A 17854-nucleotide genomic window follows, 5' to 3' on the forward strand; every position below is an offset into this window, starting at 1 on the left:
CGCGTGTAAGTCCTTGATCTGTATTGATAAAAAAGATGCAGGCCCCGCGCACCGGCCCCCTTACCAGGAAGACATCATGACCGTGACCGTTGAAACTCTCGAGAAGCTCGAACGCAAGATCACGCTGACCCTGCCGGTCGGCACCATCCAGAACGAAGTCGATTCGCGCCTCAAGAAGCTCGCGCGCACCGTCAAGATGGACGGCTTCCGTCCCGGCAAGGTGCCGATGAACGTGGTGGCCCAGCGCTATGGCTATTCGGTGCACTACGAAGTCATGAACGACAAGGTCGGCGAGGCCTTCTCGCAGGCCGCCAACGAAGCCAAGCTGCGCGTGGCCGGCCAGCCCCGCATCACCGAGAAGGAAGAGTCGCCCGAAGGCGAGCTGGCCTTCGACGCGGTGTTCGAGGTGTTCCCCGAAGTCAAGATCAACGACCTGACCGGCGCCGAAGTCGAGAAGCTCTCGGCCGAAGTGGGCGACGAAGCCATCGACAAGACGCTCGACATCCTGCGCAAGCAGCGCCGCACCTTCGCCCAGCGCGCGCAAGACGCCGTTGCGCAGGACGACGACCGCGTGACCGTCGACTTCGAAGGCAAGATCGACGGCGAGCCCTTCCAGGGCGGCAAGGCCGAAGACTTCCAATTCGTGGTCGGCGAAGGCCAGATGCTGAAGGAATTCGAAGACGCCGTGCGCGGCATGAAGGCCGGCGACAGCCGCACCTTCCCGCTGTCGTTCCCGGCCGATTACCACGGCAAGGACGTGGCCGGCAAGCAGGCCGACTTCATGGTCACCCTGAAGAAGATCGAAGCCTCGCACTTGCCCGAAGTCAACGAACAACTGGCCAAGTCGCTCGGCATTGCCGAAGCCACCGTCGAAGGCCTGCGCGCCGACATCAAGCGCAACCTCGAGCGCGAAGTGAAGTTCCGCCTGCTGGCGCGCAACAAGAACGCCGTGATGGACGCCCTGGTGGCCAATGCCGAGCTCGACCTGCCGAACGCCAGCGTGCAGTCGGAAGTCAACCGCATGGTCGAAGGCGCCCGCGCCGAACTGAAGCAGCGCGGCATCAAGGACGCCGACAAGGCTCCGATCCCCGACGAAGTGTTCCGCCCGCAAGCCGAGCGCCGCGTGCGCCTGGGCCTGGTGGTCGCCGAACTGGTGCGCGCCAACAACCTGCAGGCCAAGCCCGAGCAGATCAAGGCCCACATCGACGAGCTGGCCGCCAGCTACGAAAAGCCGGCCGACGTGGTGCGCTGGTACTTCAGCGACAACAACCGCCTGGCGGAAGTCGAAGCCGTGGTCATCGAGAACAACGTGACCGATTTCGTCCTGGGCAAGGCCAAGGTCAACGAAAAGTCGGTGTCGTTCGACGAGCTGATGGCGCAGCAGCAGGGTTGATCCGCCGCTACGGTAACGCCAATGGGGCTTGTGCTTTGCGGCACGAGCCCCATTTCACTCAGGCGTACAGTTCAGAAACAGCGAACGATTCCATTTCTCGGAGAGCAAATTCATGAGCGCACAGGAAATCCAAGGCCTCGGCATGGTCCCGATGGTCATCGAGCAATCGGGCCGCGGCGAGCGGTCCTATGACATCTATTCGCGCCTCCTCAAGGAGCGCATCATTTTCCTGGTGGGCGAGGTCAACGACCAGACGGCCAACCTCGTCGTGGCGCAGCTGCTGTTCCTCGAGAGCGAGAACCCGGACAAGGACATTTCGTTCTACATCAACTCCCCGGGCGGCAGCGTGAGCGCCGGCATGGCGATCTACGACACCATGCAGTTCATCAAGCCCGACGTGTCGACCATGTGCCTCGGCTTCGCGGCCAGCATGGGCGCCTTCCTGCTGGCGGCCGGCGAGAAGGGCAAGCGCTTCTCGCTGCCCAACTCGAAGATCATGATCCACCAGGTGCTTGGCGGCGCACGCGGCCAGGCCACCGACATCGAGATCCATGCGCGCGACATCCTGCGCACCAAGGACCAGATGAACCGCATCCTGGCCGAACGTACCGGCCAGCCGCTGGAAAAAGTCAAGACCGACACCGAACGCGACTATTTCCTGACGGCCGACGAGGCCAAGGAATACGGTCTGGTCGACCAGGTCGTCGCCAAGCGCGGTTAAAACTGTCCGGCGCCCTGTGGCGCAAAAGGCAAAAAACGGCGTTTTCCACACGGGAAACGCCGTTTTTGTTTAGTTATCATTGTCCCTACCCTGTAACGAGGCAAAAGTCCATGGCCGATAAAAAAGGCTCCTCCAGCGAAAAAACGCTTTATTGCTCGTTCTGCGGCAAGAGCCAGCACGAGGTCAAGAAGCTGATCGCGGGCCCTTCGGTCTTCATCTGCGACGAGTGCATCGACCTTTGCAACGAGATCATCCGCGACGAGCTCCCCGCGGGCGAAGAAGCGCGTGAAGCACGCAGCGACCTGCCGACGCCGCTCGAGATCAAGACCAACCTCGACAACTACGTGATCGGCCAGGAGCCGGCCAAGCGCATGCTGTCGGTGGCCGTCTACAACCACTACAAGCGCTTGCGCCACAAGGAAAAGGCCAAGGGCGACGACGTGGAGCTCAGCAAGAGCAACATCCTGCTGATCGGCCCTACGGGCTCGGGCAAGACGCTGCTGGCGCAGACGCTCGCGCGCATGCTCGACGTGCCTTTCGTGATGGCCGACGCCACCACGCTGACCGAAGCCGGCTACGTGGGCGAGGACGTCGAGAACATCATCCAGAAGCTGCTGCAGAGCTGCAACTACGAGGTCGAGCGCGCCCAGCGCGGCATCGTCTACATCGACGAGATCGACAAGATCTCGCGCAAGTCCGACAACCCCTCGATCACGCGCGACGTGTCGGGCGAGGGCGTGCAGCAGGCGCTGCTCAAGCTCATCGAAGGCACGATGGCCAGCGTGCCGCCGCAAGGCGGGCGCAAGCACCCGAACCAGGACTTCCTGCAGATCGACACGACCAACATCCTGTTCATCTGCGGCGGTGCGTTCGCGGGCCTGGAGAAAGTCATCGAAAACCGCACCGAGGCCTCGGGTATCGGCTTCGGCGCCGCGGTCAAGAGCAAGGCCCAGCGCAGCATCACCGAGGTGTTCCGCGAAGTCGAGCCTGAAGACCTGATCAAGTTCGGCCTGATTCCCGAACTGGTGGGCCGGATGCCCGTGGTCGCATCGCTCGCGGAACTCAGCGAGGACGCGCTGGTCCAGATCCTGACCGAGCCGAAGAACGCGGTGGTGAAGCAGTTCACCAAGCTGCTGCAGATGGAAGGCGTGGATCTGGAGATCCGTCCGGCGGCGCTCAAGGCGATCGCACGCAAGGCGCTGGCCCGCAAGACCGGCGCACGCGGCCTGCGCTCGATCCTTGAACAGTCGCTGATCGACACCATGTTCGAATTGCCGAACGCGACCAATGTCGACAAGGTGGTGGTCGAGGAATCGACCATCGACGAAAACAAGCCCCCGCTGCTCGTGTACCGCGAAGCGGCGAAAAAGGCCTAAAGCCAAAGACCCGAAGGATCTGCATGTCTGGCCACACCCCTCTGCCTTCCGAAGCCCTCGACCTGCCGCTGCTGCCGCTGCGCGACGTCGTGGTGTTTCCCCACATGGTGATCCCGCTCTTCGTGGGACGCCCCAAGAGCATCAAGGCACTCGAACTTGCCATGGAGGCGGAGCGCCGCATCATGCTGGTGGCGCAGAAGGCCGCCGCCAAGGACGAGCCCTCGGTCGAGGACATGTTCGAAGTCGGCTGCGTCTCGACCATCCTGCAGATGCTCAAGCTGCCCGACGGCACCGTGAAGGTGCTGGTCGAAGGCCAGCAGCGCGCACGCGTGAACCGCATCGATGACGGCGAGACGCACTTCTCGGCCAACGTGACGCCCGTCGTGGCGCCCGAAGGCGGCGAGAAGGGCACCGAGGTCGAGGCGCTGCGCCGCGCGGTGATGCAGCAGTTCGACCAGTACGTCAAGCTGAACAAGAAGATCCCGCCCGAGATCCTCACTTCGATTTCGAGCATCGACGATCCGGGCCGCCTCGCGGACACCATCGCCGCCCATCTGCCGCTCAAGCTCGACAACAAGCAGGCCGTGCTTGACCTCGACGACGTCAAGGCACGCCTGGAGAATCTGTTCGGGCAGCTCGAGCGCGAGGTCGACATCCTCAACGTCGACAAGAAGATCCGTGGTCGCGTGAAGCGCCAGATGGAGAAGAACCAGCGCGACTTCTACCTCAACGAGCAGGTCAAGGCCATCCAGAAGGAGCTCGGCGAAGGCGAAGAGGGCGCGGACATCGAGGAGATCGAGAAGAAGATCAAGCTCGCCAAGATGTCCAAGGAAGGCCTGAAGAAGGCCGAGGGCGAGCTCAAGAAGCTCAAGCTCATGTCGCCCATGTCGGCCGAAGCCACCGTGGTGCGCAACTACATCGACGTGCTGATCGGCCTGCCCTGGAGCAAGAAGACCAAGATCAAGCACGACCTCGCCAATGCCGAGGCGGTGCTCAATGCCGACCACTATGGCCTCGAGAAGGTCAAGGATCGCATCCTTGAATATCTCGCGGTGCAGCAGCGCGTAGACAAGGTGAAGGCACCCATCCTGTGCCTCGTGGGCCCACCGGGTGTCGGTAAGACCTCGCTGGGGCAGTCGATCGCGAAAGCGACTGGCCGCAAGTACACCCGAATGGCGCTGGGCGGCATGCGCGACGAAGCCGAGATCCGCGGCCACCGCCGCACCTACATCGGCGCGCTGCCGGGCAAGGTGCTGCAGGGCCTGAGCAAGATCGGCACGCGCAATCCGCTGTTCCTGCTCGACGAAATCGACAAGCTGGGCACCGACTTCCGCGGCGACCCGTCGAGCGCGCTGCTCGAGGTGCTCGACCCCGAGCAGAACCACACCTTCGGCGACCACTATGTGGAAGTCGACTTCGACCTGAGCGACGTGATGTTCGTCGCTACCTCGAACTCGATGAACATCCCGCCGGCGCTGCTCGACCGCATGGAGGTCATCCGCCTCTCGGGCTATACCGAGGACGAGAAGACCAACATCGCGATCAAGTACCTGCTGCCCAAGCAGATGAAGAACAACGGCGTGAAGGACGACGAGCTCTTCGTCACCGAAGAGGCCGTGCGCGACATCGTGCGCTACTACACACGTGAAGCTGGCGTGCGTTCGCTCGAGCGCGAACTGTCCAAGATCTGCCGCAAGGTGGTGAAGGGCCTGCTGCTCAAGCAACTCACGCCCAAGGTCACGGTCGACGGCAAGAACCTCAACGAGTTTCTCGGCGTGCGCAAGTACAGCTTCGGCCTCGCGGAGAAGCAGAACCAGGTCGGCCAGGTGGTCGGCCTTGCGTGGACCGAAGTCGGCGGCGACCTGCTGACGATCGAGGCCGTGACCATGCCCGGCAAGGGTGTGATCAGCCGTACCGGTTCGCTGGGCGACGTGATGAAGGAATCGGTCGAGGCTGCGCGCACCGTGGTGCGCAGCCGCTCGCGCCGCCTGGGCATCAAGGACGAGGTGTTCGAGAAGCGCGACATCCATATCCACGTGCCAGATGGCGCGACGCCGAAGGACGGCCCGAGCGCGGGCGCGGCGATGACGACGGCCTTCGTGTCGGCGCTCACGGGCATCCCCGTGCGCGGCGACGTCGCGATGACCGGCGAGATCACGCTGCGCGGCGAGGTCACCGCCATCGGCGGCCTGAAGGAAAAGCTGCTGGCGGCACTGCGCGGTGGCATCAAGACCGTGCTGATCCCGGAGGAAAACGCCAAGGACCTGCAGGACATCCCAGAGAACGTGAAGAACGGCCTCGAGATCGTGCCCGTGAAGTGGATCGACAAGGTCCTCGAGATCGCGCTCGAGAAGATGCCCGAGCCGCTGTCCGACGAAGAGGTGGCTGCATCTGCTGCTGCCGTGGCCGAACTGGCCAAGCAGCGCGCGGCGGCACCCGCCGCGGAAGGTTCGGTCAAGCACTGACTGGTTGATCGCAAAACTTGTGGAGCCTCGAAAAACTGATATATAATTCGAGGCTCGAAACGCGGGAATAGCTCAGTTGGTAGAGCGCAACCTTGCCAAGGTTGAGGTCGAGAGTTCGAGACTCTTTTCCCGCTCCAGTTTTGAAAAAGGGAAGCAGCAGCTTCCCTTTTTTTCGCTAGGTCGATTTCGTATTTCTGCGTGGCGCGATAGCAAAGCGGTTATGCAACGGATTGCAAATCCGTCTAGCCCGGTTCGACTCCGGGTCGCGCCTCCACCTTCTCGTTCAACTCGATTCGACCCCGACGACCAAGCCCCGCCAACCCATGTTGCCGGGGCTTGTTTTGTTTGGGTTATCGTCGATGTTCAACCTGACGCCCGGATGGTGAAATTGGTAGACACATCGGACTTAAAATCCGCCGCTTCCTTAATCGGGGCATACGGGTTCGACCCCCGTTCCGGGTACCACACTTACAAGGGAGCATTCGATGCCTCGCTACAACGCTCCATTTGAGATCCATGTGCACGGCGACGTGCCGCTGCGTTCGGACGTGACCTTCGACCAGATCCAGGAGGCGCTCAAGCCCCTCTGGAAGTACGCCGGCGCCAAATCGCTGGCCGACGGTGCCACCAGCACCTACGAAGAAGAGCCCGGCATCCGCTTCGAGCAGAAGGACCACACGCTGCAGATGTGCTGGACCGTGCCCGGCGATGAAGACTTCCGCCAGGCCCTCGACGAGATGTGCATGGCCCTGAACGAGCTCTCCGAGCGCGGTGCGGCCATCGAGGTCACCTTCTACGACACCGACTTCGACGAGGAAGAGGGCGACCCCGAGGAAGAATCGCGCGACGACTTTCTGATGCTGTTCGTCGGCCCGAACCCGGCAGCAATCATGCAGGTGCAGCGCGATCTGCTGGTGGAAGACGTCGTCAATCTCATGGAGCGCCACTTCGACGGCGCCGAACTGGGTGGCGTGGTCTCCGAGATCGACCGCCTCTTCAGCGACCGTTTCGACGCGCTCGTGAACTCGCTCGAGATCGGCAAGCGTCCGCGCGGCACGGGCGGTCCCGGCAGCGGCGGTGGCCACGGCGGCGGCCGCCGTCCGCGCCACCTGCATTGATCCGTTCTTCATAGACAAGGCCTCGTGGCCCTGTTTCCCGCCTCCGCGCTGCGCCCAGGGGTACGCAAGCGCGAGGTGTTCGGCTGGGCGATGTACGACTTCGCCAATTCGGGCTACACCACGGTCGTCATCACGGCAGTGTTTGCGGCCTACTTTGTGGGCGGCATCGCCAGGGGCGCGCCCTGGGCCGCCTTCGCATGGACGGCCGCGCTCAGCGTCTCCTATGCCATCGTGATGCTCACGATGCCGGCCATCGGCGCCTGGGCCGACTTGCGCGCGGCCAAGAAGCGGGTGCTCGTCTTCGCGACCGTCGGCTGCGTCCTCGCAACGGCAGCGCTTGCAATCACGCCCGGCTTCTCGGGTGCTTTCGGCGTTGCGCTGGCGATGGGGCTGGTGATCGTTTCCAACGCCTTCTATTCCTATGGCGAGTCCCTCACGGGTGCCTTCCTGCCCGAACTCGCCACGGCCGAGGGCATGGGCAAGGTGAGCGGGTGGGGCTGGGCCTTCGGCTATGTCGGCGGCATGCTGGCCCTGGGCATCTGCCTGGCCTATGTGCTGTGGTCGCAATCGAAGGGCTTGCCGGCGGCGCACTTCGTCCCGGTCACGATGCTCATCACGGCAGCCATCTACGGCGCGGCCGCCTGTGCCACCTTCGTGCTGTTGCCCGAACGTGCGCAGCCTCGAACTGCAGATGCCGAACTCGGTGCATGGCAGCAACTGCGCGCCACATACCGCCAGGCCAGGGCCTATCGCGACTTCATGTGGCTGCTGGCCTGCACGGTCTGCTACCAGGGCGGCGTGGCGGTCGCCATCACGCTTGCTGCGATCTACGCGGAGCAGGTGATCGGCTTCGTCGCGAGCGAGACCATGGTGCTGATCTTCGTGCTCAACATCGCGGCGGCGCTGGGCGCCTTCGGCTTCGGCTACATCCAGGACCGCATCGGCCACAAGATTTCGCTGGCCGCCACGCTGGTCGCCTGGATCGCGGTCTGCGTGATCGCCGCCTTGGTGACGACCAAGGGCGGCTTCTGGTGGGCGGCCGCCATTGCGGGGCTGGCCATGGGATCGAGCCAGTCGGCCGGCCGTGCCATGACGGGCTATCTGGCGCCGCCGAAGCAGCTCGCGGAGTTCTTCGGGCTCTGGACCTTCGCGACCCGGCTCGCCAGCATCATCGGTCCGCTGAGCTTCGGCGCGATCACCTGGATGACGGGCGGCAACCAGCGCATCGCGATTCTCTCGACGGCGGTGCTGTTCGTGGCGGGGTTGCTGCTCCTGTTGCCAATCCGCATGGAGCGGGGCCGCGCTGCCGCTCTTCGCAGCCCGGCCTGAAGGCGTTCAGGGCACCTGCTGGCGAAGCGACTTCGGCACCTTGAAACGTTCGCCGTCGTAGCGCAGCGTGACGGTGTTGAATTTCGGGGGCAATGCCTTTTCCACGCAGCCCTGGTCTTCCTGCTCCTGCGCGCGGCTCTGCAGCAGCGTACGCGACAGCTGCAGGTCGGCAAGGCCGTTGCTGCTGCCCTTGCCGACGGACAACATGGTGCGCAGCTTGTCGAAGTGGCCGGTGCAGGTGGCGTCCCATCCACCATGGTCGTGGTCCAGCTCGATCTCCTGCAGAACCTCGCGCAACTGCTTGCCATGGTGCACGTAGAGCCGCACGGTTTCGCTGGCCAGCGGGCTGCCGGGCGCGTTGCTGCCGCGGTAGCGCACGCGCAGGCCGAAGGCGCGGGCCTCGGGCGACAGCACGTAGCGCGAGGTGTCGATGCGGATGTCCTGGATCGAGGTGGTGGCGTCCTCGTCGAGCGCCTCGGGCTGGAGGAGCCGGGCGATGACGGTGTCGCGTTCGGTGTTGCCGTTGTCGGGGCGCTGGATCAGCAGGATCTCGAGATCGAAGACCTTGGCGCCGTGGTCGGTCGTTTCGCGCGGCATGGGCAGCACGACGATGCTGCGCCCCGGAAAAGCCGGCCAGACCTTGCAGGCCGCGAGCCGCTCGTCGAGCGGCCGGTGGGGATGCAGCTTGGCATGCATGCGCTCGGCCAGTCCGCTTTCGCAGGCCGCGTGGCTCAGCCCGGCGGCCGAGAGGCAGAAGAGTAGAGCGGCGTGGCGCAGCAGGCGCATCGAGGTCAGGCTTCGGTGGCCGTGGGAAGCCCGAGCCAGCGGGCGGCCGCCGCTTCGAGCACGGCGACGTTGCCGCTGCTTTGCAGCAGCAGGCTGCCGACGCCGCCATCCGCGAGTCGGCCTGCCGACGCGAGCAGGCGCCGCGCCTGCTGCGCGACCGGCACGCCGGTGTCGATGAAGCGCAGCGTCGCCGGTGCATGCCGGCTCAATTCGTCTTTCACGAGCGGGTAGTGGGTGCAGCCCAGCACCACGGTGTCGACGCCATCGGGGCCGTCGCCGAAAGGCCCGGCCTCTTTCATGTAGCGCTCGCACAGCGCCGCGATACCCGCAGCGTCGAAGCCTTCGATGGCCTTCACGAGCCCGTCGCACGGCACGGAGCGTACGTCTGCCGATCCGGCGAACGAAGCGCGCAGGGCCGCGTACTTGGCACTGGCCAGGGTGCCTCGCGTGGCCATCACCGACACGCGTCCGGTGCGGCTGGCCGACACCGCGGGCTTGAGGCCGGGCTCCAGCCCCACGATGGGCAGGTCGGGATGCTCGGCCCGAAGCAAGTGGATGGCGGCCGTGGTGGCTGTGTTGCAAGCCACCACGAGCGCCTTGATTGCATGCTCGCGCCGCAGATGCTCGACCACCGAGCGCGAGCGCTCGATCACGTAGGCGTCCCCGCGCTCGCCGTACGGCGCATAGGCCGTATCGGCAAAGTAGACGAAGTTCTCTTGCGGCAGTTCGGCCCTCAGCGCGGCCAGCACGCTGAGGCCGCCGACCCCGCTGTCGAAGACGCCTACAGCGGTCACTCGGAAACCTCCGTGCTGCGCACTGCGGTGCGAGCGCCTTCGGGCGGCCGAGCGGCGCTCAAGCTTCTTCCATCATGATGGTCTTGAACTCGCCGCTGGCGATGCGCTTCTGCCACTCGGCAGGGCCGGTGATGTGCGCGCTGGTGCCGCCGGCATCGACCGCCACCGTCACGGGCATGTCGACCACGTCGAATTCATAGATCGCTTCCATGCCCAGGTCGGCGAAGCCCACTACCTTGGCGGTCTTGATGGCCTTGCTCACGAGGTAGGCGGCGCCGCCCACAGCCATGAGGTAGGCGCTCTTGTGCTTCTTGATCGCCTCGATGGCGACGGGGCCGCGCTCGGCCTTGCCGATCATCGCGATCAGGCCGGTCTGGGCCAGCATCATCTCGGTGAAGCCGTCCATGCGCGTGGCGGTGGTGGGGCCGGCGGGGCCCACGGCTTCATCGCCGACCGGATCGACCGGGCCGACGTAGTAGATGACGCGGTTGGTGAAGTCCACCGGCAGCTTCTCGCCCTTGGCCAGCATGTCCTGGATGCGCTTGTGCGCGGCATCGCGGCCGGTGAGCATCTTGCCGTTGAGCAGCAGGGTGTCGCCGGGCTTCCAGCTGGCCACTTCGGCGGGCGTGAGCTTGTCGAGGTCGACGCGCTTGCTCTTCTTTTCGTCGGGTGCCCAGTTGACGTTGGGCCACAGGTCGAGCGACGGCGGATCGAGGTACACCGGGCCGCTGCCGTCCATCACGAAGTGTGCATGGCGGGTGGCCGCGCAGTTGGGGATCATCGCCACTGGCTTGCTGGCCGCGTGCGTCGGGTACATCTGGATCTTGACGTCGAGCACGGTGGCCAGGCCGCCCAGGCCCTGCGCGCCGATGCCCAGCGCGTTGACCTTCTCGTACAGCTCGATGCGCAGCGCCTCGACCTTGCTGAGTTCGGCGCCCGACTTCTTCTTGGCCTGCAGCTCGTGCATGTCGAGGTCGTCCATCAGGCTTTCCTTGGCCATCAGCGCGGCCTTCTCGGCCGTGCCGCCGATGCCGATGCCCAGCATGCCCGGCGGGCACCAGCCGGCGCCCATGGTCGGCACGGTCTTGAGCACCCAGTCGACCACGCTGTCGCCGGGGTTCAGCATGACCAGCTTGCTCTTGTTCTCGCTGCCGCCGCCCTTGGCCGCGACCGTCACTTCGACGGTGTTGCCGGGAACGATCTCGGTGAAGATCACCGCGGGCGTGTTGTCCTTGGTGTTCTTGCGGTCGAACTGCGGATCGGCCACGACCGAGGCGCGCAGCGTGTTGTCGGGGTGGTTGTAGCCGCGGCGCACGCCTTCGTTGATGGCGTCGTCCAGGCTGCCGGTGAAGCCGCCCCAGCGCACGTCCATGCCCACCTTGAGGAACACGTTGACGATGCCGGTGTCCTGGCAGATCGGGCGGTGGCCCGTGGCGCTCATCTTGCTGTTGGTCAGGATCTGCGCGATGGCGTCCTTGGCCGCGGGGCTCTGCTCGCGCTCGTAGGCGCGGGCCAAATGGGCGATGTAGTCGGCGGGGTGGTAGTAGCTGATGTACTGCAGCGCGGCGCTGATCGATTCGATCAGGTCGGCCTGCTGGATCGTGGTCGTCATGGTGGGGGGTGTTTTTTGGAGTGTGGAACGCCCCCCGATTATCTCAGCCGGCGCGCCTACCTTGCCGCCGCCCGGGCTTCCTCGATCCAGCCGTCGAACAGTGGCCGATGCGCCTTGATCCAACCATCGGTGTGCCGCTCCAGGTCTTGCTGGGTATTGGCGCCCTGGCTCATGCGCAGGTTCTGGGCATTGATGTCGCCGATCGGCAGCTTCATCACCTCGAACAGCCTGCCGGCCGCGGGGTTCTTCTCGACGAAAGCCCGGTTGGCGACGATCTGCTCCTGGTTGGCCTGGAAGCCGTAGTTCTTGCCGTTGGGCAACCGCGTGTCGGCGCCGTCGCCCTGCGACGAAGAGGACGGCACCTGCAGCCACACCACGTCCGCGCCCGGACGCAGCACGGCGCTCACCCAGTAGGGCGTCCAGGTGTAGTACAGCACCGGCTTGTCCTGCCTGAAGCGGGCGATGGTGTCGGCCATCAGCGCGGCATAGCTGCCCTGCTTGTGCGTGACGGTGTCGCGCAGCTGGTAGGCCGTCAGGTGTTTTTCGATCGCGAGTTCGCAGCCCCAGCCGGGGTTGCAGCCTGTCAGGTCGGCACGGCCGTCGCCGTCTGTGTCGAACAGCTTCGCAATGGCCGGGTCCTTGAGCTGCGCGATGTTGGTGATGTTGTATTGCTCGGCTGTCTTGCGGTCGATCAGGTAGCCCTGCACCGCGCCGTCGGAGTACACGCCCCTGCGCCACAGCTTGGCGTCGCCGCCGCTGTTCTTGTAGAAGTCGGCGTGCAGCAGGCTCCAGTGGTTGGCCATGAAGGTGGCGTCGCCGTTGGCGATGGCGAGGTGTTCGGTGGCGGGCTCCAGGTCTTTCATGGGCTCGACCGTGTAGCCGAGCTTTTCGAGCGCGCGCATCACCAGCAGCGTCTGGAACGCCTCTTCGGCGAGCGAGCTCTTGAGCGGCTGCACGGTCACACCCTTGCCGGGGAGGTCGTTGGCGGCTTGCGCGGCCATGCCGAAGGCGACGAAGCCGAGGGCCAGAAAGCTGCGTGCGATGAAAGTGGTTTTCTTCATGCGTTGAATTCCTCCGTGGCGGGTCATTGCGCTTGCGTGGACAAGGCGGGAACAGGCGCGTTCGCACCGCGCGACGGCGTGCCCAGCAAGCGCTGCAGCACGCGCAGCGAGAAGCCGGCCGGCCCGGTGTGCCACCAGCGGCGACCCGCGCTGCGGCGCGACTTGCCCATCGCCTGCGTCAGCCGGTCGAGCGAAATCGCCAGCAGCACGATGCCCAGGCCGCCGACCGTCGCCAGGCCCATGTCGAGCCGGCCGATGCCACGCAGCACCATCTGGCCCAGGCCGCCCACGGCGATCATCGAGGCGATCACCACCATCGACAGCGACAGCATCAGCGCCTGGTTGATGCCCGCCATGATCGACGGCATGGCCAACGGCAGTTGCACCTTCACCAGCATCTGCCATGGCGAAGCGCCGTAGGCGCGCGCGGCTTCGATCAGGTCGGGCCGCACCTGGCGCAGGCCCAGGCTGGTCAGGCGCACCAGCGGCGCCAGCGCGAAGATGATCGTCACGATCACGCCCGGCACGTTGCCGATGCCGAACAGCATCACCACCGGCACGAGGTACACGAATGCTGGCGTGGTCTGCATGGCGTCGAGCAGCGGGCGCATGAGGCGCTGGGCCCGGTCGCTGCTGGCCAGCAGCACGCCCAGCGGCAAGCCGATGAACATGCAGAACACGAGCGAGGTCAGCACCAGCGACAGCGTTACCATGGCTTCGGGCCAGATGCCCAGCATCGCCACGAGCAGCAGCGCGACCGTGGTGCCGACGGCCAGCGCGCGGCCGGCGAATTGCCAGGCGAAGAGGCCGATCAACGCGATCATCGCCAGCGTGGGCAAGCCGGTGAGCAGGCCCTGGACCCAGTTCAGCGTGCTGTCGATGGGCAGGCGCACGGTCTGGAAGAAGGGACGGAAATGCTCCACCACCCAGCCGAGGCCATGGTTGATCCAGGATTCGACGGGCAAGGAACCGTCCCAGAGGCGGTGCAGCTGGAAGCCGTCAGTCGCGGCATTGGCCGATCCGGCCAGCTGGGGGGCCGTGTCGACGGGGGTATCGAGCCAGGCGCTGGTGGCAGAGGTGTCGGGCGCGGCCGAGAGTGCTTCCCACGGATCGACGAAGGTGGGGGCTGCGGGCGTGTCCAGCATCGGCGTGCCCAGGTCGGAAGGAAGTGTGTTGTCGTTCATCGTTCAAGGTCCTCCGTGAATTCAGTGCGGCTCGGCGGCGAGCGCGGGGGCGGCGTTGGGCAAGACGGGCTCGATCGGCGGCGTGTCGCGGTCGAGGAACTTGAGCAGCGTCGTCTTGCTGATCGCACCGCAGAAGCGGCCGTCGCTGGCCACCACCGGCAGCGCGCACGGTGCCTGCGCGAGCTGGCCGATCAGGCCCGCCACGGGGGCTTCGGCGTCGATGCGCGGCAGGTCGTCGAGGAACGCGTGCCGCAGCCCCAGCGGACCCGAATGCCCATCGAGCGCGCTGCGCAGCGTGTCCGCCGACACCACGCCGAGGAAGCGCCTGTTCGGGCTGGTCACGTAGGCGAAGTCGCGGTCCTGGTCTTCCAGCACCTTGAGCGCCGCGCGCGCACCGCGCTCGGGGTGCTCGCACACGACGGTGAGCGACTTGCGCGCGATGTCCGCCGCCTTGAACACCGCCGCCGCATCCACGCCGCGCACGAAGCTGCGCACGTAATCGTCGGCGGGGCTGCGCAGGATCTCGTCGGGCGTGCCGACCTGGATCACCTGGCCGTCCTTCATGATCGCGATGCGGTCGCCGATGCGCATCGCTTCATCCAGGTCGTGCGAGATGAAGACGATGGTGCGGCGCTGTTCCTTCTGCAGTCGCAGCAGCTCCGACTGCATCTCGGTGCGGATGATCGGGTCGAGCGCCGAGAAGGCCTCGTCCATCAGCAGGATCGACGGGTCCGAGGCCAGCGCGCGCGCCAGTCCCACGCGCTGCTGCATGCCGCCGGAAAGCTCATCGGGATAGCTGTCGCCCCAGCCTGCAAGGCCTACTTGCGCGAGCGCCTGATCGGCCTGCGCGAGCCGCTCTTTCTTGCTCGTGCCCGACAGTTCGAGGCCGAAGGCGGTGTTCTCGCGCACCGTCATGTGCGGCATCAGCGCGAACGACTGGAACACCATGCTGATGTCCTTGCGGCGCAGCGCGCGCAGCTTGGCGTCGGAGTGCTCGTTGATGTCGGCGCCATCGATCACGATGCGGCCGGCGGTCGGCTCGATCAACCGGTTCAACAAGCGCACCAGCGTCGACTTGCCCGATCCCGAGAGGCCCATGATCACGAAGATCTCGCCGGCCTGGATCTCGAAGGTGGCATCGAACACGCCGATCGACTGGCCTGTCTCGGCGAGGATTTCCTTCTTCGAGAAACCTTGCCGCACGAGTTCCAGGGCCTGCCCGGGCGCGTCGCCGAACACCTTGAAAACATGGTCGATGAGAATTCCTTTGGCCATATGCCGGGGCTCCTTGGGTGAAGGTTGGACACAGCACCGCCCCGGAGGACGGCAACGGTCACGCCATCAGCCGATGGGACTGTCCGAACAGAGAGCGCGTGAGGAAAACGCGTGCAATGGCCCGGCGAGCCTCTGGGGCTGCCGACAGGCACTGAAGACGACGTGGCGACGAAACCAGTGCCCGCCGAAAGGTGGCGTGGCAGTGGGGCCGGAAACGATCCGGCCGGTTTGCCGGGCAGGGCCCGGCGAGGAGAACCTTGCACCGCGACGGGATTCGGAGATCCGCGAGTAGTGCAGGGCCGATCAACATGACTTGTTGGTCGTCTGAAGCCCATGATTATAACTTTTTGACATGACGCGAGTCAACCCAACGGGCGTAACGTAATGTCGTCGGCGGCCCAATGGCCCCGTCAGATGCGAGCTATTCTTATTGGCCGATACTTTGGCCCGCGCCCGATCAGGCGGCGCGACCATCCAAGACTGCGGAGCTTTTTCACCATGACGACTTCCCCCAAGACCCGTGCCGAGCGCGATACCTTTGGACCGATCGACGTGCCGGCCGACAAGCTGTGGGGTGCGCAGACGCAGCGCTCGCTGCAGAACTTCGACATCTCCGGGGAGCAGCAGCCGCGCGAGATCATCAAGGCGCTGGCTCAGGTGAAGCGCGCGTCGGCCGTCGTCAACCACGCGCTGGGCCTGCAGGACCAGAAGAAGACGAACGCCATCGTGGCAGCGGCCGATGAAGTCATCGCCGGCAAGCACCCGGGCGAGTTCCCGCTGGTGGTCTGGCAGACCGGCTCGGGCACGCAGACCAACATGAACGTCAACGAGGTGCTGGCCAACCGGGCGAGCGAAATCCTCGGCGGCGAACGCGGGGAAGGGCGCCTCGTGCACCCGAACGACGACGTCAACCGCAGCCAGTCGAGCAACGACGTGTTTCCCACCGCAATGCACGTGGCCGCCGTCGAGGCCATCACGCACAAGCTGCTGCCGGCCATCGCCAAGCTGCGCGGCACGCTCGACCAGAAGGCCAAGGATTTCGCCGACATTGTGAAGATCGGCCGCACCCACCTGCAGGACGCCACGCCCCTCACGCTGGGCCAGGAGTTCTCGGGCTACGTGGCGCAACTGGCGCACGGCGAGGCGCATGTGCGTGCCGCGTTGCCGCACCTGTGCGAACTGGCGCTGGGCGGCACGGCCGTCGGCACCGGGCTCAATGCGCCCAAGGGTTATGCCGAGAAGGTGGCCGCCGAGTTGGCCAAGCTCACGGGCCTGCCTTTCGTCACCGCGCCGAACAAGTTCGAAGCCATGGCCAGCGTCGACGCGCTGGTACACGCCCACGGCGCGCTCAAGACGCTGGCCGCCAGCATGAACAAGATCGCCAACGACGTGCGCTGGCTGGCCAGCGGCCCGCGTAGCGGCATCGGCGAACTGAGCATCCCGGAGAACGAACCCGGCTCGTCGATCATGCCCGGCAAGGTCAACCCGACCCAGAGCGAAGCCGTCACGATGCTCGCCGCACAGGTGTTCGGCAACGACGTGGCCATCAACATCGGCGGCGCCTCGGGCAACTTCGAACTGAACGTGTTCCGCCCGATGGTGGCGCACAACTTCCTGCAGAGCGTGCGCCTGCTGGCCGACGGCATGGTGAGCTTCAACGACCACTGCGCCGTGGGCATCGAGCCGAATCGTGAACGCATCACGGAGCTGGTGCAGCGCTCGCTGATGTTGGTGACGGCGCTGAACACGCACATCGGCTACGACAAGTCGGCGTACATCGCGAAGAAGGCGCACAAGGAAGGCACGAGCCTGCGCGAGGCGGCAATTGCATCCGGCCACCTCACGGCCGAGCAGTTCGACCAGTGGGTGGTGCCGGAGAACATGACCGGCCGCTGATGCCGTGGTGGGGGCCGTCACTCGCGGGGGCCGCCGCGCACGGCCGCCCGAAGCGGCCGGCCCGCCCCCGGTAGGGGGTCGGCGAAGCGACACGAAGTGCGCGCAGCCTGGGGGCGAGCTTCAATACCCGATGGTGTAGCGTTGGCGCGGGTGCGCCGGCTTTTCGAGCTCGTCGATCAACGCGATTGCGTAGTCCTCGAACGTGATCCAGCTGCGGCCTTCGGCGCTCACAAGCAGGTCGTCCTTGCCCAGGCGGAACTTGCCGGTGCGCTCGCCTTCGACGAACTCGGCGGAGGGCGACAGGAAGGTCCAGTCGAGTTCCTTCTCGTTGCGCAGCGCCTCGAGAAACACGCCGCCGGCCGAGGCTTCGGCGCGGTAGGCGTCGGGGAAGTTCGGCGTATCGATCACTTTCAGGCCGGGCGCCGCGAACAGGCTGCCGGCGCCGCCGACCACCAGCAGGCGCTTCACACCCGCGCGCTTCACGGGTTCGATGATGGCCGCAGGCGGCACGGTGGAGAAGTGCGCGGCGCTGAACACGGCGTCATGGCCGGCCAGGGCTTTCTCGAGCGCGGCGCCGTCGAGCACGTCGAGGTCGACGGCCTTCACGTTGGCGCGGCCCGCCAGCTTGGCGCTGGCCTTGCGCGCGATGGCAGTGACCGTGTGGCCGCGGCGCAGGGCTTCTTCGAGAAGGCGGCCGCCGGCGCGTCCGGTAGCACCAATGATGGCGATGTGGCTCATGAGGGACTCCTGTGAAAGATCGAAAGGATCGGATGGAATGAACCGTATCTTAGGTTTCTGTTTTCGAAAGAAATACCTCGATTTGCGCGCTTGTTTATTCCTAAAA

The 17854-nt window shown here is 65.4% G+C and carries 14 protein-coding genes and 3 tRNA genes; 10 read left to right on the forward strand and 7 right to left on the reverse strand.

Going from position 1 to position 17854, the window contains the following annotated elements; all coding sequences use genetic code 11:
- Nucleotides 1-76: 76 nt before the first annotated feature.
- The 9 genes from tig to ACCD11_RS10930 all read left to right on the forward strand — a co-directional run bounded on the left by tig (nucleotide 77) and on the right by ACCD11_RS10930 (nucleotide 8402).
- On the forward strand, nucleotides 77-1393 hold the full coding sequence (gene tig / locus ACCD11_RS10890; protein WP_007829791.1) for a trigger factor: 1317 nt from the start codon (nucleotides 77-79) through the stop codon (nucleotides 1391-1393).
- Between the two features lie 112 nt (nucleotides 1394-1505).
- A complete protein-coding gene (gene clpP, locus ACCD11_RS10895; protein WP_007829785.1) occupies nucleotides 1506-2114 on the forward strand; it encodes an ATP-dependent Clp endopeptidase proteolytic subunit ClpP in 609 nt (202 codons plus the stop codon).
- A gap of 110 nt (nucleotides 2115-2224) precedes the next feature.
- Nucleotides 2225-3490 carry an ATP-dependent Clp protease ATP-binding subunit ClpX gene (gene clpX, locus ACCD11_RS10900; protein ID WP_007829783.1) on the forward strand — a complete coding sequence of 422 codons (1266 nt, stop codon included), beginning with the start codon at nucleotides 2225-2227 and terminating at the stop codon, nucleotides 3488-3490.
- A gap of 23 nt (nucleotides 3491-3513) precedes the next feature.
- On the forward strand, nucleotides 3514-5955 hold the full coding sequence (gene lon, locus ACCD11_RS10905) for an endopeptidase La (RefSeq protein WP_413313857.1): 2442 nt from the start codon (nucleotides 3514-3516) through the stop codon (nucleotides 5953-5955).
- 61 nt (nucleotides 5956-6016) lie between these two features.
- Nucleotides 6017-6092 (forward strand) — tRNA-Gly (locus tag ACCD11_RS10910).
- A 63-nt stretch (nucleotides 6093-6155) separates the two neighbouring features.
- Nucleotides 6156-6229, forward strand: a tRNA-Cys gene (locus tag ACCD11_RS10915).
- A 99-nt stretch (nucleotides 6230-6328) separates the two neighbouring features.
- A tRNA-Leu gene (locus ACCD11_RS10920) sits at nucleotides 6329-6420 on the forward strand.
- Nucleotides 6421-6440: 20 nt separating this feature from the next.
- Entirely contained in the window at nucleotides 6441-7073 is a 633-nt protein-coding gene (locus ACCD11_RS10925; protein WP_007829779.1) for a DUF6806 family protein, read from the forward strand.
- Between the two features lie 24 nt (nucleotides 7074-7097).
- Nucleotides 7098-8402, forward strand: a complete 1305-nt coding sequence (locus tag ACCD11_RS10930) for an MFS transporter (protein WP_413313858.1) — start codon at nucleotides 7098-7100, stop codon at nucleotides 8400-8402.
- A 6-nt stretch (nucleotides 8403-8408) separates the two neighbouring features.
- Here the strand turns inward: ACCD11_RS10930 and ACCD11_RS10935 are convergent, their stop codons facing one another.
- Genes ACCD11_RS10935 through proV form a run of 6 tightly spaced genes read right to left on the reverse strand, consistent with a single transcriptional unit; the run spans nucleotide 8409 to nucleotide 15114 of the window.
- Nucleotides 8409-9188: a hypothetical protein gene (locus ACCD11_RS10935; protein ID WP_007829777.1), complete on the reverse strand. Its 780-nt coding sequence runs from the start codon at nucleotides 9186-9188 to the stop codon at nucleotides 8409-8411.
- A 5-nt stretch (nucleotides 9189-9193) separates the two neighbouring features.
- A complete protein-coding gene (murI, locus tag ACCD11_RS10940) occupies nucleotides 9194-9982 on the reverse strand; it encodes a glutamate racemase (protein ID WP_413313859.1) in 789 nt (262 codons plus the stop codon).
- Nucleotides 9983-10040: 58 nt separating this feature from the next.
- Nucleotides 10041-11594, reverse strand: coding sequence for a fumarate hydratase (locus tag ACCD11_RS10945; protein WP_007829775.1), 1554 nt, complete (start codon nucleotides 11592-11594; stop codon nucleotides 10041-10043).
- Nucleotides 11595-11650: 56 nt separating this feature from the next.
- Nucleotides 11651-12655: a glycine betaine/L-proline ABC transporter substrate-binding protein ProX gene (gene proX, locus ACCD11_RS10950; RefSeq protein ID WP_413313860.1), complete on the reverse strand. Its 1005-nt coding sequence runs from the start codon at nucleotides 12653-12655 to the stop codon at nucleotides 11651-11653.
- A gap of 23 nt (nucleotides 12656-12678) precedes the next feature.
- The gene (gene proW, locus ACCD11_RS10955; RefSeq protein ID WP_413313861.1) at nucleotides 12679-13839 is read right to left on the reverse strand and encodes a glycine betaine/L-proline ABC transporter permease ProW; all 1161 of its coding nucleotides are present in this window, start codon (nucleotides 13837-13839) and stop codon (nucleotides 12679-12681) included.
- A gap of 21 nt (nucleotides 13840-13860) precedes the next feature.
- Nucleotides 13861-15114, reverse strand: a complete 1254-nt coding sequence (proV, locus tag ACCD11_RS10960; protein WP_413313862.1) for a glycine betaine/L-proline ABC transporter ATP-binding protein ProV — start codon at nucleotides 15112-15114, stop codon at nucleotides 13861-13863.
- 498 nt (nucleotides 15115-15612) lie between these two features.
- Here proV and fumC point away from each other — a divergent pair, with 498 nt between their 5' ends.
- Nucleotides 15613-17010, forward strand: coding sequence for a class II fumarate hydratase (fumC, locus tag ACCD11_RS10965; RefSeq protein ID WP_007829767.1), 1398 nt, complete (start codon nucleotides 15613-15615; stop codon nucleotides 17008-17010).
- A gap of 120 nt (nucleotides 17011-17130) precedes the next feature.
- Here fumC and ACCD11_RS10970 read toward each other — a convergent pair whose 3' ends face one another.
- The gene (locus ACCD11_RS10970; protein ID WP_413313863.1) at nucleotides 17131-17748 is read right to left on the reverse strand and encodes an NAD(P)-dependent oxidoreductase; all 618 of its coding nucleotides are present in this window, start codon (nucleotides 17746-17748) and stop codon (nucleotides 17131-17133) included.
- Nucleotides 17749-17854 lie beyond the last annotated feature (106 nt).

The organism is Variovorax sp. Varisp36 (assembly GCF_047304235.1).
Lineage (GTDB): Bacteria > Pseudomonadota > Gammaproteobacteria > Burkholderiales > Burkholderiaceae_C > Variovorax.

Excerpts from the sequence above, each read along its gene's own strand:
- ACCD11_RS10935 (WP_007829777.1), bottom strand. The coding sequence starts at position 9,188 with ATGCGCCTGCTGCGCCACGCCGCTCTACTCTTCTGCCTCTCGGCCGCC.
- fumC (WP_007829767.1), top strand. The coding sequence starts at position 15,613 with ATGACGACTTCCCCCAAGACCCGTGCCGAGCGCGATACCTTTGGACCG.
- tig (WP_007829791.1), top strand. The coding sequence starts at position 77 with ATGACCGTGACCGTTGAAACTCTCGAGAAGCTCGAACGCAAGATCACG.
- proW (WP_413313861.1), bottom strand. The coding sequence starts at position 13,839 with ATGAACGACAACACACTTCCTTCCGACCTGGGCACGCCGATGCTGGAC.
- lon (WP_413313857.1), top strand. The coding sequence starts at position 3,514 with ATGTCTGGCCACACCCCTCTGCCTTCCGAAGCCCTCGACCTGCCGCTG.
- ACCD11_RS10945 (WP_007829775.1), bottom strand. The coding sequence starts at position 11,594 with ATGACGACCACGATCCAGCAGGCCGACCTGATCGAATCGATCAGCGCC.
- ACCD11_RS10970 (WP_413313863.1), bottom strand. The coding sequence starts at position 17,748 with ATGAGCCACATCGCCATCATTGGTGCTACCGGACGCGCCGGCGGCCGC.
- clpX (WP_007829783.1), top strand. The coding sequence starts at position 2,225 with ATGGCCGATAAAAAAGGCTCCTCCAGCGAAAAAACGCTTTATTGCTCG.
- proV (WP_413313862.1), bottom strand. The coding sequence starts at position 15,114 with ATGGCCAAAGGAATTCTCATCGACCATGTTTTCAAGGTGTTCGGCGAC.
- clpP (WP_007829785.1), top strand. The coding sequence starts at position 1,506 with ATGAGCGCACAGGAAATCCAAGGCCTCGGCATGGTCCCGATGGTCATC.
- ACCD11_RS10925 (WP_007829779.1), top strand. The coding sequence starts at position 6,441 with ATGCCTCGCTACAACGCTCCATTTGAGATCCATGTGCACGGCGACGTG.
- proX (WP_413313860.1), bottom strand. The coding sequence starts at position 12,655 with ATGAAGAAAACCACTTTCATCGCACGCAGCTTTCTGGCCCTCGGCTTC.